Annotated in this window: 18 protein-coding genes; 17 read left to right on the plus strand and 1 reads right to left on the minus strand. The window is 38.0% G+C overall.

The features are described 5' to 3' along the window. Nucleotides 1–77 precede the first annotated feature (77 nt). The 13 genes from A0O21_RS00110 to A0O21_RS00170 all read left to right on the plus strand — a co-directional run bounded on the left by A0O21_RS00110 (nt 78) and on the right by A0O21_RS00170 (nt 9,528). Nucleotides 78–653 carry a hypothetical protein gene (locus A0O21_RS00110; RefSeq protein WP_067059844.1) on the plus strand — a complete coding sequence of 192 codons (576 nt, stop codon included), beginning with the start codon at nt 78–80 and terminating at the stop codon, nt 651–653. Next, a complete protein-coding gene (locus tag A0O21_RS00115) occupies nt 628–1,101 on the plus strand; it encodes a hypothetical protein (RefSeq protein WP_067059846.1) in 474 nt (157 codons plus the stop codon). Before A0O21_RS00110 ends, A0O21_RS00115 begins: the two co-directional genes overlap by 26 nt. Further along, complete coding sequence (locus A0O21_RS00120) at nt 1,098–1,499, plus strand: glycosyltransferase (RefSeq protein WP_067059848.1); 402 nt, start codon at nt 1,098–1,100, stop codon at nt 1,497–1,499. The genes A0O21_RS00115 and A0O21_RS00120 overlap by 4 nt, the downstream gene beginning before the upstream one ends. Before the next feature lie 126 nt (nt 1,500–1,625). Next, nucleotides 1,626–1,919, plus strand: coding sequence for a WXG100 family type VII secretion target (locus A0O21_RS00125; protein WP_067059824.1), 294 nt, complete (start codon nt 1,626–1,628; stop codon nt 1,917–1,919). 109 nt (nt 1,920–2,028) lie between these two features. Continuing rightward, nucleotides 2,029–2,454 carry a DUF5082 family protein gene (locus tag A0O21_RS00130; RefSeq protein ID WP_067059826.1) on the plus strand — a complete coding sequence of 142 codons (426 nt, stop codon included), beginning with the start codon at nt 2,029–2,031 and terminating at the stop codon, nt 2,452–2,454. A gap of 9 nt (nt 2,455–2,463) precedes the next feature. Continuing rightward, the gene (locus A0O21_RS00135; RefSeq protein ID WP_067059828.1) at nt 2,464–2,748 is read left to right on the plus strand and encodes a hypothetical protein; all 285 of its coding nucleotides are present in this window, start codon (nt 2,464–2,466) and stop codon (nt 2,746–2,748) included. 104 nt (nt 2,749–2,852) lie between these two features. Further along, a complete protein-coding gene (locus A0O21_RS00140; protein WP_067059850.1) occupies nt 2,853–4,238 on the plus strand; it encodes a T7SS effector LXG polymorphic toxin in 1,386 nt (461 codons plus the stop codon). 14 nt (nt 4,239–4,252) lie between these two features. Next, the gene (locus A0O21_RS00145) at nt 4,253–4,891 is read left to right on the plus strand and encodes a DUF443 family protein (protein WP_067059852.1); all 639 of its coding nucleotides are present in this window, start codon (nt 4,253–4,255) and stop codon (nt 4,889–4,891) included. A 114-nt stretch (nt 4,892–5,005) separates the two neighbouring features. After that, nucleotides 5,006–5,512, plus strand: a complete 507-nt coding sequence (locus A0O21_RS00150) for a DUF443 family protein (RefSeq protein ID WP_067059854.1) — start codon at nt 5,006–5,008, stop codon at nt 5,510–5,512. Nucleotides 5,513–5,783: 271 nt separating this feature from the next. Further along, on the plus strand, nt 5,784–6,455 hold the full coding sequence (locus A0O21_RS00155; RefSeq protein ID WP_067059856.1) for a DUF443 family protein: 672 nt from the start codon (nt 5,784–5,786) through the stop codon (nt 6,453–6,455). Between the two features lie 153 nt (nt 6,456–6,608). Then, nucleotides 6,609–6,929: a DUF4176 domain-containing protein gene (locus A0O21_RS00160; RefSeq protein WP_067059858.1), complete on the plus strand. Its 321-nt coding sequence runs from the start codon at nt 6,609–6,611 to the stop codon at nt 6,927–6,929. 286 nt (nt 6,930–7,215) lie between these two features. Continuing rightward, nucleotides 7,216–7,764, plus strand: coding sequence for a hypothetical protein (locus A0O21_RS00165; RefSeq protein ID WP_158511679.1), 549 nt, complete (start codon nt 7,216–7,218; stop codon nt 7,762–7,764). Between the two features lie 21 nt (nt 7,765–7,785). Further along, entirely contained in the window at nt 7,786–9,528 is a 1,743-nt protein-coding gene (locus A0O21_RS00170; RefSeq protein ID WP_067059863.1) for a restriction endonuclease FokI recognition domain-containing protein, read from the plus strand. Between the two features lie 10 nt (nt 9,529–9,538). Here the strand turns inward: A0O21_RS00170 and A0O21_RS00175 are convergent, their stop codons facing one another. After that, entirely contained in the window at nt 9,539–11,500 is a 1,962-nt protein-coding gene (locus A0O21_RS00175; protein ID WP_067059866.1) for a Dam family site-specific DNA-(adenine-N6)-methyltransferase, read from the minus strand. A gap of 290 nt (nt 11,501–11,790) precedes the next feature. Here A0O21_RS00175 and A0O21_RS00180 point away from each other — a divergent pair, with 290 nt between their 5' ends. The 4 genes from A0O21_RS00180 to tnpA all read left to right on the plus strand — a co-directional run bounded on the left by A0O21_RS00180 (nt 11,791) and on the right by tnpA (nt 14,126). Continuing rightward, on the plus strand, nt 11,791–12,084 hold the full coding sequence (locus A0O21_RS00180; protein ID WP_067059824.1) for a WXG100 family type VII secretion target: 294 nt from the start codon (nt 11,791–11,793) through the stop codon (nt 12,082–12,084). A gap of 109 nt (nt 12,085–12,193) precedes the next feature. Next, a complete protein-coding gene (locus tag A0O21_RS00185) occupies nt 12,194–12,619 on the plus strand; it encodes a DUF5082 family protein (protein WP_067059826.1) in 426 nt (141 codons plus the stop codon). 108 nt (nt 12,620–12,727) lie between these two features. Further along, complete coding sequence (locus A0O21_RS00190) at nt 12,728–13,378, plus strand: DUF4176 domain-containing protein (protein ID WP_067059868.1); 651 nt, start codon at nt 12,728–12,730, stop codon at nt 13,376–13,378. Nucleotides 13,379–13,637: 259 nt separating this feature from the next. Further along, the gene (gene tnpA / locus A0O21_RS00195) at nt 13,638–14,126 is read left to right on the plus strand and encodes an IS200/IS605 family transposase (RefSeq protein ID WP_067059869.1); all 489 of its coding nucleotides are present in this window, start codon (nt 13,638–13,640) and stop codon (nt 14,124–14,126) included. Nucleotides 14,127–14,273: the final 147 nt, after the last annotated feature.

A 14,273-nucleotide genomic window follows, 5' to 3' on the forward strand; every position in this document is an offset into this window, starting at 1 on the left:
GAGGACTGGGAGAGATTCCTGGTTCTCTTTTTCCATTTCTTTATTATTGAAATTAACCGATTGAAGGAGAATAGTAGATGGTTGTGTTATTAATTTTTGGAATCTTTATAGCTATAGTTGCTGTAACTCTGTTATTAGTTTTTATTCTTATTCGTCATGTCAATAAAGCCAACCGACGATATGAAACCTTCGCCAAGCAGTACGGTTATCAGTTTGATAAGGCACAAGGCAGGGCAGCATATAGAGATTACTCCAGAAATAATACTAAAAAAGTCGTGAATATGAAGTTGGTTGCTAATCCTTATGTTGAAAAATATGCAAATTATACTTCCTATCCTTTTGGCAGGGGAGCCCATTTAAAGGTTGCTTATGTTATCTCAGGAACGTATCAGCATGTTCCTTTTCGAGCATTTACTTATCAATTTACTGGTAGCAGTATTGAACAATCTGGCCCTGGCGGTGTTTTTAGTATTGTTATGATCCAAACTGAAACTGCCCATTTTACGGATTTACCAGATAATGTGTTTTACGAAAATAAGACGTTATGTGAATATTTACCAGAAAATTTAAATGTAGATACAATTCATAAAAGGATTGAGAACTTAATAAAAATAAAGGAGATAGAAGATGACACAGAGACAGTTTCCAAGTAAAGATTTTCCCGTATTTCCGGAAGTCTCAGTAGAGGCAGGAAGTGAATGGATAAATCGGAATTCTCCGGAGTCTGTGATAGGCTTAATCAAAACTAAAGAAAAAGCATTTTCGCCTAATGTTTTAATTAGTATCAAAAAAGTTGAGGAAAGCTATACTTTTGAGAGCAACTCCGCAGAGTTAGCGGACTATACTAAAAACTTTAAGGGGTTAAATATTTTTGCGAATGCGGTTCATGAGATAGACGGACGTCAGTGGAAAATTGAAGAGTATGCTTATGTTGATGAACGTATAGGTATCTTAGCCCAACTGGTGGCTGTGACGTTTATTCCCATTAAGGATGCAAAATTTATGATTAATTTTACTGGGACAGTCGGTTTGCGTGAGGAAGCAAAAAATAAAGATTACGAAGAAATTCAAAATATGTTAAGGAGTGCTAAAATCAAATGAAAAAATCACAATTAATCATTACAGCGCTGAGTCTTCTATTTGGTTTTTTCCTTCTTTCCAGCTGTAGCGATTCTGATAACCTTCAAGGGACTTGGAAGGTTCAAGATGCTTCAGGACAAAATGGGACAATTGAGTTTAAAGAAAAAACGGTCATAGTTGATGGTGAGGAGTATGATTATACTCAAAATGCAGTTGGCACAGAAAATGGTGTTACTTATTATGGTATTAAGCAGAATGGACAAAACTATTCCATCATTTTTCCTGAGGATGATGATAACCTTGCTATTATGTTGGAAGTGGAATCAACGGATAATTATCTCGAAGGCACAATGCTATATGCGATGAACAAAAGCAAGAGTCCGAACTACCAATCATATGCGAAGAAGTATATGAATTAAGTCAACCTAATTTATTTTTATCAAGAAGTTTGTCAGTTTAGACTGCGAGTAAGGGGTGGACAAAAGGCCAAAGATTTGATATACTGACTGTGTCATTACATTAAAAGCGAAAAGGAGATTTATACTATGGCAGAAGTATCATTATCACCAGAAGAGCTTTCCAGCCAAGCGAGTGTTTATTCGACAGCTGTTGAGCAGATAGAGACAGCTATTCAGGCGGTAGAAAGAACGAACGGCGAGATGCAGTCTCACTGGAACGGGCAAGCCTATCAAGCCTACTTAGAGCAATATAATCAGCTTCGTTCAGATGTGACGAAGTTTGAAGAGTTGTTAACATCAGTGAACCAACAGCTGACCTCTTATGCATCAGTTGTTTCCGAGCGTGATACAAGCGATGCGGGCCAATTCACCTTTCAGTAAATAGAGTGACTATAAGAACTTTTTAGAAAAGGGCTGGGACGGGAGTCCTGGTCCTTTCCTTTATGTTTAAATAAAGGTTGTAGTGAAAGAGAAGAGGGGGGTATAAGAGATGTCAGATGCAGCTATGGCGTCCTATTATGATAATTTAGCGAGTCAAGAGTCGGCTAATTATGCATCAGCGATAGCGGAGAAGGGGGTAGTAGACGGTCAGATAGCGCGATTGCAGGAAGCAGAGACGAGTTTGACCAGTCAGATAACTGAGTTTCAGACCAGTATAATAGATGCTTTTTCGACGATAGAGGCGAGTGACAGCAGTCAGTTTCAGGGTGATCGACAGACGAAGTATGAGGAGAAGTATAGTTCAGCGCAGACAGCAGCGACGACGAACAAGAGCAGTCATGATACGAATTTAAGCAGTATAGGGACGAAGATATCGGAGTTGGAGACGACGTCAGCGAGTTTACAGTCGGCAGCGAACACGGCATACAACAATATGACGAGCTATACGAATCAGGCAAACAGTTATAGGGGGTAGGAAAGGAATATGGCAAAGACAGGGACCAATTACGAGACGTGGTCAGGCTTGACAGGGACAGTGTCGACGAGTGTTTCGGGTTTATCGGATTTATCGGCCTTGACTTTTTCGACAACCACCATGACTCCGTTTACGGATTTCAGTCAGTTAATAGAGGATTTCAACAGTGTATTAACGGACTTGAGGACGTATACGGAGAGTGATGTGACGCATATGAATCAGGCGGCAGAGAACAAGGTGACGGATGACAGCAATCAGGCGAGTGCAGGGAGTGGAAGCAGCAGTAGGTTTTAATCACTGAAGGGCACTGCAGGAGGTAAATTTTGTAGTTGCTTTGAGATAGCCTATCTTATGCTTGATTAGCAATTATCGAGATTTAAGATTAGAAGGGGCTTGATATGAAAATCGATATGACAGAGGTCAATGAGAATAAGACAACTTTAACGACCTCTATTGATAATTTGAACAGTCAATTGGAAACTGCTAAGACTTCCTTTACGAATCTAGTCAATACCGACAGTCTTCAAGGGGAGGTCAAGACGGCCATAGACGGTAAGATTAATAACTATCAGATTCCGCTTCTGACCAACTTTTCCAATAGTTTATCGACTTTATCGGCCCAGTATGATAAGGCGATAGAGGCGTTTCAAACGACAGTTGAGGAGACCTCAGCTACGGCGATTATCGATACGGATTATCTGCAGGGATTAGAGGATGGCTATAGTACGATAGAGAGCAGTATAGCGACGATAGACAGTGAGACGTCCAAGATTTACAGTTCGATATCTGATATCATCAGTTTGAGCAATCCCAGCAGTTCAGATATTACGACACCGTTGAGTGAAGCCAAGAAGGTATTGACGGATACCAAGAGCAACATGGAGACTTTTAACGGCTGGACACAGGGGACAGAATTCAGTGAACTGTTGTTGGCACAGTCAACGCAGTTACAGTCTCTAATGGGATTAGTTAATATAAGTTATACTGCATCTGATGCTAAAACGTTTTACAACAAGACGGATTTTGCAGATAATGCAGCTTATGTTGCTCAGGCAATCTCGAATCAGTCAACTCCCGTAGGGCTACTGGCAAATGTAGGGAAACATACTTCAAGCTTCTTTGATTATTTAGGAGAGAACAAAGGTGATATCCTAAAGAACTTATTGATAGATATCACAACAAATGGTATTGAGCAGACGGGACTGATGATTCAGCGCCTGGCTGGGCTCAGACTTCAGCAGCAAGGTATTCCAGGACCTGTTGGAAAAAATAGCTTTGTGATGTTTGATCCAAGTAAACGCATAGGCAAATGGCCTCTATCTAATGCTATGGATAAGATTACAAAGGGAGCAAGAGTGGCCAACATAGGGAAATGGGCCGGCAGAGCGGCAACAGGGCTCGCGTTTGCTTACAGTACTTATAACGATGTCGCTAATAACGGTAAAACTCTTGGACAGGCAGTTGCTAAAAATGGAGCTTCAACAGCCGTTGGTTGGGCAGCGAATGTAGGAGCGACTGCTTTCTTGACAACCATAGCAGTAAGTAATCCAGTTGGCTGGGCCGCTGTGGGTGTCGCAGCAGCTGGTATAGCTGCTGGTACTGCAGCAAGTATTATCTTTGACTGGGCTTATGAAAATAATGAAACGGTCAGGAATGTTGTCGATGGAGCAGGTGCGTACATTGATAAAGGACTGGATAAAGCCAAAGAAGGATTAAGCAATGCTGGAAAGGCTATAGGGAACGCTTTTTCCAGCGGTCTAAGCGGACTTAATCCATTTGGCTAAATGGAGGTGTACAAATGTCTTTCGACCAATATAATATTCGGTATTTCCTGCTTGAGACAGATGAGAAGTATTACATCTTTGATAGAAAATCCAGTTTCATAGGATATTTTTTTGCGCCTCTAAATGCTTTGACCCCAAAAAATGCTTATGAACTGTCCAGTGAGCAGTATCAAAGTTTATTAGCATCTATCATAGAAAAGAGGCAGCTGCCACCTTCTGGTTTACTGAGAGGTTCATTGCGCTTAGCTGCTGTTATGTGGGCAAATATACTAGCCAGACAAGTTTTTAATTATCTTGATACAGACTATTCTCTGTCCGTTAATCTTATACTGTTATCAATATCTATGATTTTGAGTATGCTGTTAATTCATCTTATTAATAAACAAGCTAAGAATGGTCTAGAAAAGGTGATAAAGCTAAGCAATTTACGGCGGCGAAAGATTAGGGTTATACCTAGCCTTACCCCTCAATTGATAAAGACAGGCTTTTTAGGTCTTGCTATGTTTTTACTGATGTTGGCTGCGATGTATGTTTATATTCTTTCAGGAAATCTTATTTTTGTTCTACTGTTGCCAGTGCTAGAGCTGATTGTTCTCATTGCGGCTTATTTTCCTTATTTTGAAAAAATGACTGTTAAAGCAGTAAAAAAATGATAACTTATCATTTGTTGTTGGATATCGAAAATTGCCTGCCAGATAATGGATCTTTAATAAATAAAAAAACAAATAGCAATGCTGAAAACTGCTGGATAATTGATAGGGGAAAGCATGATAGAAAATATTGAATTGGTTGCTGTGAATTTTCGTTACTTGGCTTTTAGAGCTGCTGGGACTTATTACCTTTTGGACAGAAAGCCCAGATATATTATTTCTTATTTTTTCTTTCCGATCAGCTGGTTTTTTAAACAAAAATTTTATTCTATCAGTGAAGAGGAGTATCTTAGGCTTGTTCAGTCAGCACAGTCAAAGGGTACAGGTCTTGCCCTCCCAGCTTCTCTTACTGGTGGCTTAGCCGTTGTATCCGGTGCACTGCTTAGGCGAAGTGGAATCATAGAGCAGCTGGGAACGGGTTTATCTCACTATGCAACTATCTTTATTATTGGTTTTTTAACCTTATCTGCTTTTGTCAGTGTCTGGCTTTTTCACCGTTTCAGTCAAAAGAGATTAACAGCCTTTTTGCCGCTTAAAGGCAGAAAAATTTGTTACAATAGGTTATACCCACAAGCTGTCAGCATGGTTTTAATAAAGAGAACTTTTGCTCATGTGATGCTGTAGCTGTTGACATTGTTCATTGGGGCAGTTGCTTTCTATTCTAATAACTGGTTTTTTCTGCTTTCGGCATTTCTTCTGCTCTGCTTTATGCTTTGTGTCAGTGTTGTTAGCTATAGTCCTGATATCCGCTACCGACTCAATGATAAAGTGGTGGTGTCATAATGTGAGCACATCAAAGAAGTGCTCTTTTCTAAAAGAATTATTCTTAGGCAGCATCGAGAAAGGATAAAGAAAAGCTGTTTTTATGATTTGATTTTTAATAATGGGAGGATTTATGTATTATGGTGGCTTAGAGCTTGTGACGATTAATTCCCGTTACTTGGTCTTTAGTGCGGCTGGCAATTACTATCTTTTGGATAGAAAACCTAAGTATTTTGTCGGTTATTTTTTCCTGCCCACAGCTTGGCTTGTGAAACAAAAATTATATCTTCTTACAGAAAGTGATTATCTTAAACTTGTTGAGAAAGTTCAACAGAACAGAGCGAGCGGTATAGTGGTACCGGCTTCATTCAGCGGCGCTGGAGCTGTCTTGCTCAGTTTGTTTATCCGAAGAAGCGGTTTGATGGAACAATTGGACTTAGGCTTCTCTTTGTTTGTGAATAGTATAATTGTCTGCCTAATGTTTTTGATAGCTTTTGCATTGGTACAATGGGTTTATTTAACGAGATATCGAAAGATTGCTTCGGATTTATCATTAGAGCAAAAGGGACTTGTCTACGCAAAATTAATCCCTGAGAGGCTTAATAAAACAGTCATGAAAGCTGTTTTTGTACATATTGTGCTGTGGATACTGACTCTTGCTGTGACTGCGGCAGCTATTTTATCAGGCAACTTGTTTTTTCTCTTTTCCACTCTTTTGCTTTTCTTTCTCTCCTTACTTTTTAGCGGGATTGGGCAGACGTCTCTGCTGAGCTATAAACTAAAAATTTTACGAAAGAATCGATGAAAGTAGAGGAAGTTAAGAATTCCAGTATCCCATTGGATACCATAAGTTTTAGATGCTTGGAGACAAGGATCGTTGTTTCATCAGTTTTTCCTTTACTATAAGGAGAAGCGATGACTGTAAATGTATAATAGATTAAAAATAAGGAGATAATTAATGTTACCTATTGGCAGTGTCGTTTACCTGAAAGAAGGTAACCAAAAATTGATGATTTTAAATAGAGCGCCTCTTCTGACCGTGAATGGTATGCAAAAGTATGTTGATTATTCAGCTTGTGAATTCCCTAAAGGACTTGTTCCAGAAGAAGTTTATTATTTCAATGAAGAAGATATTGATAAAGTTATATACATGGGCCTTCAGGACGAAGATGAAAAACGATTTGAAGAGTTATATAATGTGTGGCGCAAAGAAAATGAAACTAGAATCCCACAAGCTAAAATAGTTAAAAATAGCAGCGGCAATATCGAACTTCAATAACTTTTTTGACTTATTAACTTAACGCCATAGGCTTTTAATATTTTGTCGATGCCTGCCACTTTATTCTATAATTTTTTTGGCTAATCTGTTTTTTTAGTTTAAGTCAGCTTTAGGTTTCCAGGTAGGAAACTGGGGAGAAGTAGCCGCTGTAGCAGTTGTAGCAGGAATAATTTTTGCTCCAGAAGTAACAGTTCCTGTTTTAGGGACAGCCTTAGCCTTTTAGCGGTCAAGAAAGAAGTTATATGATATGGACTACCTTAGAATAAGACAGCGATATACCCTTTTAGTGAGATTGGCGATTTTATTACCTTCACTACCATTGCTTTATTATTTGTTTGCTAAGGACAACTATCTTATTAAAATATTGTGTATCATAATATATATGGCCGTTTTGGCTGTTTGCGTTTATATAATTAATCGTTGGTATAGCCAAACCGTCACTTATGTTTTGTATTCCCAAGTCGATTTAGCTGCCTTTAGGGAATTTATAGAAATAAACGGTGAGTCTAAAAATGGCAAAAATCACTTACAATCTAAGCTAGCTGCCATCACATATCACTATCTTATTGGGGACTTTGTATCTGTAATCCAAAGGGTGAGTGAATTAGACGGGAATGCTAAACTGAGTCAGTCGCAAGCAAGGGTGTTGGCTCTCTATCGAATTAAATCACATATATTATTAGGGGATTATTCAAATAAGCAAGAGTTTAGAGAAGCTGTCTCCAAGACACTGTCAGAATATCATAATGAAAATAGAGAAATAGTGGAAAACTGTGAAGCTGTTTACGATATTGTGGAGATGGAAGCTCGACTTCCTAAAATTGCGAATCCATAAAGTTTACAGGGGGAGTGCACTATGAAGTCAAGAACTTATGGCTGGGTACAAAATCCATCAAGTTTTATTAGTTTAAAAAAAGTTGTCCAAATTTTTAATAATAAATCTAATCACTACCAATTACTGAAAGAAAAGTTGGTAGATACTATCTATTTTGAAGACATTAGAACAATTTTCTTAAATAAACTACAAGAAGGTGTAGAGGAATTTTCTTATTTGGAGCTTGTTGGAACCTCTAAAGATAGGAACGGAAGATTACCTAAAAAACGGTCTGATGCTGTGGCAGATGCTCTTATTCAGATTAGTATTACCCCTCAGCAGACAAAAAACACAGGCAAAACTTGGACAGATAACTGGACGGCAGACGGCTTTTTACGCTGGGCAGTTAGCCTTAATTTTGTGTCAGTCGATAGAGAAACAGACTGTTTCTCTATCACTGCTAAAGGGCGAGCTTTTTCCACAACTCTTGATGGTTCAGATGAGGAAATTGCTATTCTACAACAAGCTTTATTGGCTTATCCACCGGCTACCCAAATTCTTTCTCTATTAAAGGAGCACGGAGGCTATTGCACCAAATACTATCTGGGTGAAAAGCTTGGATTCCGTGGAGAAAAAGGATTTACTTCTTACAACGAAGACATCATGTTCGATTGGTTAGGTGCTGCAACGCAATCAGAAAGGAAATCGATAAAATCAGACATCGAAGGAACAAGTGATAAGTATGCCAGAGGGATTTGCAATTGGTTGAAGAATGTTGGTTTAGTGGAAACTAAAACAGTTAAAAGATTGTTAGATAATGGCATGGTAGATGGATTTCAAGGTTATAAAATCAATGCTCGAGGTATTCATTTACTAAATCAATCGCAAGGTAGTTCAAAAAATACAAGACTTGAAAAATTTATTATGTGGGAATTTTTTGCTACCCATGGGGAAAACCGGGATTATATTCGAACTCGTCGAGCATATATCGTGAAATTTCTTCAGGAAACTCAATCTTTATCCATATTGTTAGCCAAATTAAGGTCCAAAGGTTTTAATGATGAAAAAGAAATTATTTTATCAGATATTGAAGGGTTAATTAATTTTGGACTAAGAATAGGGTATTCAGAGAATAGGATAATTTTAAAAGATCGTGTAAATGATTTTTCTATTCCAAATTTAGAAATTACAAAAGAACTGAAAGATGAGCAATCCGAAAAACGGAAAGCATATTTTTTGAAAGAGACGAATTTACCGTTGAAATACATCGAATTACTAGATATTGCTTACGATGGTAAAAGAAATCGAGATTTTGAAATTGTTACGATGGAACTATTTCGTAATGTTTATCGTTTACAGTCAAAATTATTAGGCGGAGTTCGAAAGCCAGATGGATTATTATATAAGCACCGTTTTGGAATTATTGTAGATACTAAGGCTTACGGAGAGGGCTATTCGAAATCGATTAGCCAGGCTGATGAAATGATACGCTATATTGAAGACAATAAACGCCGTGATGAAAACCGTAATTCTACAAAATGGTGGGAGCACTTTCCAGATTGTATTCCTAAACAGAGTTTCTATTTTATGTGGGTATCTAGCAAATTTGTTGGTAAATTTCAAGAGCAGCTGGATTATACAGCAAATGAAACGAAAACGAACGGTGCTGCTTTGAATGTAGAACAACTTCTTTGGGGTGCGGATCTAGTAGCAAAAGGTAAATTAGATATTTCTCAATTACCAAGTTATTTTCAAAATAAGGAGATTGAATTTGTAAAAGCATAGTCGAATCAGATTATGCTTTTACTGTTTTAGGATCATAGTTTGTGATGAGCACTTCAACACTGTCTTCTTTTATAGTATTGTAAGAAGAATTTTTATAATGGTAGTTTAGTATGGTTAGATGAAGCTGTTCCTCTTTAATAAAATCCTCTAGCATAGTGTTATGCTTGCCTTTATGCTTCAAAACATTGCTTAGTGCAAATTTGATACCTCTGTGATTGAGTTCTCTCATTACTTGGTACATTTCGGCTTCCTGCTTCTCCCCCCAATTGGTGAACCCTCTATTACCATCGTTGTAACTACCTGTGGTTATAAGATAAGGTGGATCGAGATAAACAAAGTCATTTTTTGACAATTTTGAAATATCGAAATCTATCAGCAATTTATCTGAAAAAGTAGCTTTTAAGCTTTGTAGGCGAGTTATGAAATTGAGCAAGTTTTTTTTCATATTTTCACTGAAATGACTTCTGTTCCGCCCAAAAGGGTTATTAAACTCCATAAGATTATTAAACCGAAATTGATAATTATAGCTATAAGAGGATAAAATATATAGATCTAATGGGTTTGGATTTTCATTATACTGTTTCCGGAAAGCCAAAAAACCTGCTTCATTGGTTTTGCTCAGTTGATATTCCTTGATTCTTTTTTCAATTTTTTCAACCAACTCAATTGGGTCGTGCGACTGAAAATAGCGAAACATTTCGTTTATTCGATAATTCATATCGTTGAAAATATATCTATGAGCGGGAACGTTAATACCGACATTTGCTCCGCCGCTAAATAAGTCTACGAATGTATCAATCTCTTTTGGAAAAAGTGGAATAATTTGTTTAAGTAGACGATATTTTCCTCCAATATAGTTGAGGGGACTTTTTATATATTCTCTTTGATTAATAACAGTCGGTTTATGCTTAGGTTTATTTAAGAACTTATTAGGGGTTGGCTTTCGTTGAATATAAAAAAGAAGTTCATATAGTTCTTTTTGTTTTGATTTTTGCTTCGATTGGTATTTCCGATAAGGTATTCGCTTAACATCTACCTGATTGTCATAGGCATACTTCAAAAGCAGCGAGTAGAGCTCGCTTTCCGAGATAATGCCCTCATTGTTGTAACTCAAGATTATATGAGTGGAATCTATATTAGCTATCAAATTTTCCATAGCATTAGCTGCTCTAGTTTTCGTAGAATAATCACTTTTTAGGCTTTGCCAATCGAATATTTTTGTCACTCCTTTTAGCTCGGGTTTATGATGTAGAGCTACATTTTCTAGCAAGTGATAATTTGAGGCATACTGACGAGAGTTATAGGGAGTGTCAATATAGACAATATCTGCTTTAATCTGCTTAACGAGTTCGTTAGCATCTTGGTGGAAAGCTTTATTTTTTCTATAATTATTAAATATTATTGTTTCTTCCGTTAATGTTAATGGATTCAATGCTCGTTTATCCCAATGCTTCAAAAAAGCTCCGTAAGTGCCTGTAATATTGCTTACGTAAGGGATAGCTTCGATTAAACAATTTAGTAAATAGAAGTATTCATACTCATTCAACAATAATTTCTCTGCTTTCCATTTTTCAATCTGTTCCCTAATACTATCAATTTTACGAGCATTTTCTTGTGTTAGATACATAGAATTTCCAGCTGGAGAGTAGTTGTTTGTGTAATATCCAGACATTCCCTCTAGTTGTTGTAAATACTCTAAGGGGTTATTAATCCCAATTTTTTTCAATGCATTAAAATGCAGATAGGAGTTATTTTCGATAACGGTCTTAGCCTTAATATAATTAAAGTAGAGTGTGTCGTTAGAATAAATAGTAAAATAAGGTTTGAAGAAATTCCCAACCACATTTGTACCTGCGAATAAATCTAAAAAGATTTCCTCTCCACCAAAGAGATGCTTATCAAGCATCTCTTTTATTTCTGATAGTAATAATTTTTTAGAACCTATATATCTCATTTCGACATCCTTATTCATCCTTTTAGTCTTTTCATTATACCATACTAAAAATTAACTTCCAATACTTTATTCGGAAACTTGGAAGTTTCCAGATAAAGCATGATTTTTAGGTTATAGATGTTTGGGTTGTATTTATTGTTTTAGACTACTGAATGAGGTATGGCATAAAGTATATGAACTAAGTCAACCTAATTTATTTTTATCAAGAAGTTTGTCAGTTTAGACTGCGAGTAAGGGGTGGACAAAAGGCCAAAGATTTGATATACTGACTGTGTCATTACATTAAAAGCGAAAAGGAGATTTATACTATGGCAGAAGTATCATTATCACCAGAAGAGCTTTCCAGCCAAGCGAGTGTTTATTCGACAGCTGTTGAGCAGATAGAGACAGCTATTCAGGCGGTAGAAAGAACGAACGGCGAGATGCAGTCTCACTGGAACGGGCAAGCCTATCAAGCCTACTTAGAGCAATATAATCAGCTTCGTTCAGATGTGACGAAGTTTGAAGAGTTGTTAACATCAGTGAACCAACAGCTGACCTCTTATGCATCAGTTGTTTCCGAGCGTGATACAAGCGATGCGGGCCAATTCACCTTTCAGTAAATAGAGTGACTATAAGAACTTTTTAGAAAAGGGCTGGGACGGGAGTCCTGGTCCTTTCCTTTATGTTTAAATAAAGGTTGTAGTGAAAGAGAAGAGGGGGGTATAAGAGATGTCAGATGCAGCTATGGCGTCCTATTATGATAATTTAGCGAGTCAAGAGTCGGCTAATTATGCATCAGCGATAGCGGAGAAGGGGGTAGTAGACGGTCAGATAGCGCGATTGCAGGAAGCAGAGACGAGTTTGACCAGTCAGATAACTGAGTTTCAGACCAGTATAATAGATGCTTTTTCGACGATAGAGGCGAGTGACAGCAGTCAGTTTCAGGGTGATCGACAGACGAAGTATGAGGAGAAGTATAGTTCAGCGCAGACAGCAGCGACGACGAACAAGAGCAGTCATGATACGAATTTAAGCAGTATAGGGACGAAGATATCGGAGTTGGAGACGACGTCAGCGAGTTTACAGTCGGCAGCGAACACGGCATACAACAATATGACGAGTTATACGAATCAGGCAAACAGTTATAGGGGGTAGGAAAGGAATATGGCAAAGACAGGGACGGTGTCGAGAGTACGATATCGTTCGCCAATTTTGTTTTATTTTTTAACGGACTTTATATTTTAACAAAAGGAGTATGAGAATATGACAGCAGTGGATAGTCTTTATCAGGCAGCGCTCGAACGACTGCCTATTTCAGAGCTTGCACGGGAGGTGTTAAACCAGTTTGGTTATAGTGTGACAAGCCAGCGGGAAATTTTTCGGGACTTGCAGCTAGCTTTTTTTACGCAACAGAATGAGTATACCTATCAAGGAATTATTGGTGTTTCAACTACACTTCATTTTGACTGGCCGTCTGAAACGGTAACATTTAATCGGTTAGATGCTGAAGTAGTACTGGCACTTTCAGATTTTAAATGCTGGCTAGCAGAGACTGATTTACTTTTGGCGCCAGTTCTTCCTTTAGGAACAGTGGTTGAGTTAGATAGTCGCTTCTTTCCTGAAGCGCTTGTCAAATCATTTGAAAAAGAAGGGATTCCTTTTAGAGCATCAATTTCGGGACGCCGGTTTTTGTTACACCCTAATGCTGCTGATGAACACAGTTATGTAGATTATTTGGCAACGATTTATCCCTATGGCATTAGATTGGATACGGAACCACTTTTAGTCCCTAATTATATGATTGAACGCATTGTCCAAGAAGGCTATCAAGACGAACAAGACGCTGTTTATGTGGAAGCGCAGTATCGCAGAGATTACTTTCATTCAGGTATCTTATCAGGTATTTATAAATAGGAATGAGTCCTAAATAGCAGAGTAATTACTATATCTAACCTCAGGCAAGTGGTTATGACAAGATTTATCGATACTCTGAATGACTCTTGGCTGTCAGTCAAGAGTTCATTTATGTGACTTTCAGTCCGTCACGCTCCGTAGGGTGCGTGACAAATGAACCACCCGCTATGCGGGTGCGCGATGAAGGTTATACCAAAAAAACTCCAAACGCGCTACAATAAAGGTGTTCAAGCCTATTGTAAAGGGAAAGGAGAAAAATATGGCGCAAATGGCACATAGTTTATCACATCCAAAGTGGCTGTGTCAATACCACATTGTCTTCACCCCTAAGTATAGACGAAAAATCATCTATAATCAATATCGAAGTAGTCTGGGAGAGCTATTTCGACGATTGTGTAGTTATAAAGGTGTTGAAATTATCGAAGGCCATCTGATGCCAGACCATGTTCATATGTTAGTGAGTAATTCTCCGAGATTAAGTGTATCAAGTTTCATGGGAGATTTAAAAGGCAAGAGTGCTCTTATGATGTTTGATAAACACGCCAATCTCAAATATAAATTTGGCAACGGCCATTTTTGGGCAGAGGGATATTATGTCAGTACGGTAGGGCTTAATGCAGCCACAATTAAGAAATATATACAAGAACAGGAAAAACATGACATAGCACTTGATAAGTTGAGTGTGAAAGAATATGAAATCCCTTTAGGGATAATGGCAAGTAGTAGGAACGTCTCTTTAAGAGGCTAGTAACGAGTCAAGAGCAGTGAGGCTTGAACAAAGTGAAAGCCAGCGTCTTTAGGCGCTGGCTGGTGTTGTGGGCTTATAGCCCTTGTTCAAACCACCCGTTTGACGGATGGTCATGATTGGTTCAGGATTTTTAGCAATTTAATTCTA

Origin of the sequence: Streptococcus pantholopis, from assembly GCF_001642085.1 — a bacterium.
In the GTDB taxonomy this organism is placed as follows: domain Bacteria; phylum Bacillota; class Bacilli; order Lactobacillales; family Streptococcaceae; genus Streptococcus; species Streptococcus pantholopis.

What these genes read in the sequence shown, in the direction of transcription:
- A0O21_RS00155 (WP_067059856.1), top strand. Translation starts at nt 5,784, where the DNA reads ATGTATTATGGTGGCTTAGAGCTTGTGACGATTAATTCCCGTTACTTG.
- A0O21_RS00125 (WP_067059824.1), top strand. Translation starts at nt 1,626, where the DNA reads ATGGCAGAAGTATCATTATCACCAGAAGAGCTTTCCAGCCAAGCGAGT.
- A0O21_RS00130 (WP_067059826.1), top strand. Translation starts at nt 2,029, where the DNA reads ATGTCAGATGCAGCTATGGCGTCCTATTATGATAATTTAGCGAGTCAA.
- A0O21_RS00120 (WP_067059848.1), top strand. Translation starts at nt 1,098, where the DNA reads ATGAAAAAATCACAATTAATCATTACAGCGCTGAGTCTTCTATTTGGT.
- A0O21_RS00160 (WP_067059858.1), top strand. Translation starts at nt 6,609, where the DNA reads ATGTTACCTATTGGCAGTGTCGTTTACCTGAAAGAAGGTAACCAAAAA.
- tnpA (WP_067059869.1), top strand. Translation starts at nt 13,638, where the DNA reads ATGGCGCAAATGGCACATAGTTTATCACATCCAAAGTGGCTGTGTCAA.
- A0O21_RS00150 (WP_067059854.1), top strand. Translation starts at nt 5,006, where the DNA reads ATGATAGAAAATATTGAATTGGTTGCTGTGAATTTTCGTTACTTGGCT.
- A0O21_RS00185 (WP_067059826.1), top strand. Translation starts at nt 12,194, where the DNA reads ATGTCAGATGCAGCTATGGCGTCCTATTATGATAATTTAGCGAGTCAA.
- A0O21_RS00115 (WP_067059846.1), top strand. Translation starts at nt 628, where the DNA reads ATGACACAGAGACAGTTTCCAAGTAAAGATTTTCCCGTATTTCCGGAA.
- A0O21_RS00190 (WP_067059868.1), top strand. Translation starts at nt 12,728, where the DNA reads ATGACAGCAGTGGATAGTCTTTATCAGGCAGCGCTCGAACGACTGCCT.
- A0O21_RS00180 (WP_067059824.1), top strand. Translation starts at nt 11,791, where the DNA reads ATGGCAGAAGTATCATTATCACCAGAAGAGCTTTCCAGCCAAGCGAGT.
- A0O21_RS00145 (WP_067059852.1), top strand. Translation starts at nt 4,253, where the DNA reads ATGTCTTTCGACCAATATAATATTCGGTATTTCCTGCTTGAGACAGAT.
- A0O21_RS00135 (WP_067059828.1), top strand. Translation starts at nt 2,464, where the DNA reads ATGGCAAAGACAGGGACCAATTACGAGACGTGGTCAGGCTTGACAGGG.
- A0O21_RS00175 (WP_067059866.1), bottom strand. Translation starts at nt 11,500, where the DNA reads ATGAATAAGGATGTCGAAATGAGATATATAGGTTCTAAAAAATTATTA.
- A0O21_RS00110 (WP_067059844.1), top strand. Translation starts at nt 78, where the DNA reads ATGGTTGTGTTATTAATTTTTGGAATCTTTATAGCTATAGTTGCTGTA.
- A0O21_RS00170 (WP_067059863.1), top strand. Translation starts at nt 7,786, where the DNA reads ATGAAGTCAAGAACTTATGGCTGGGTACAAAATCCATCAAGTTTTATT.
- A0O21_RS00140 (WP_067059850.1), top strand. Translation starts at nt 2,853, where the DNA reads ATGAAAATCGATATGACAGAGGTCAATGAGAATAAGACAACTTTAACG.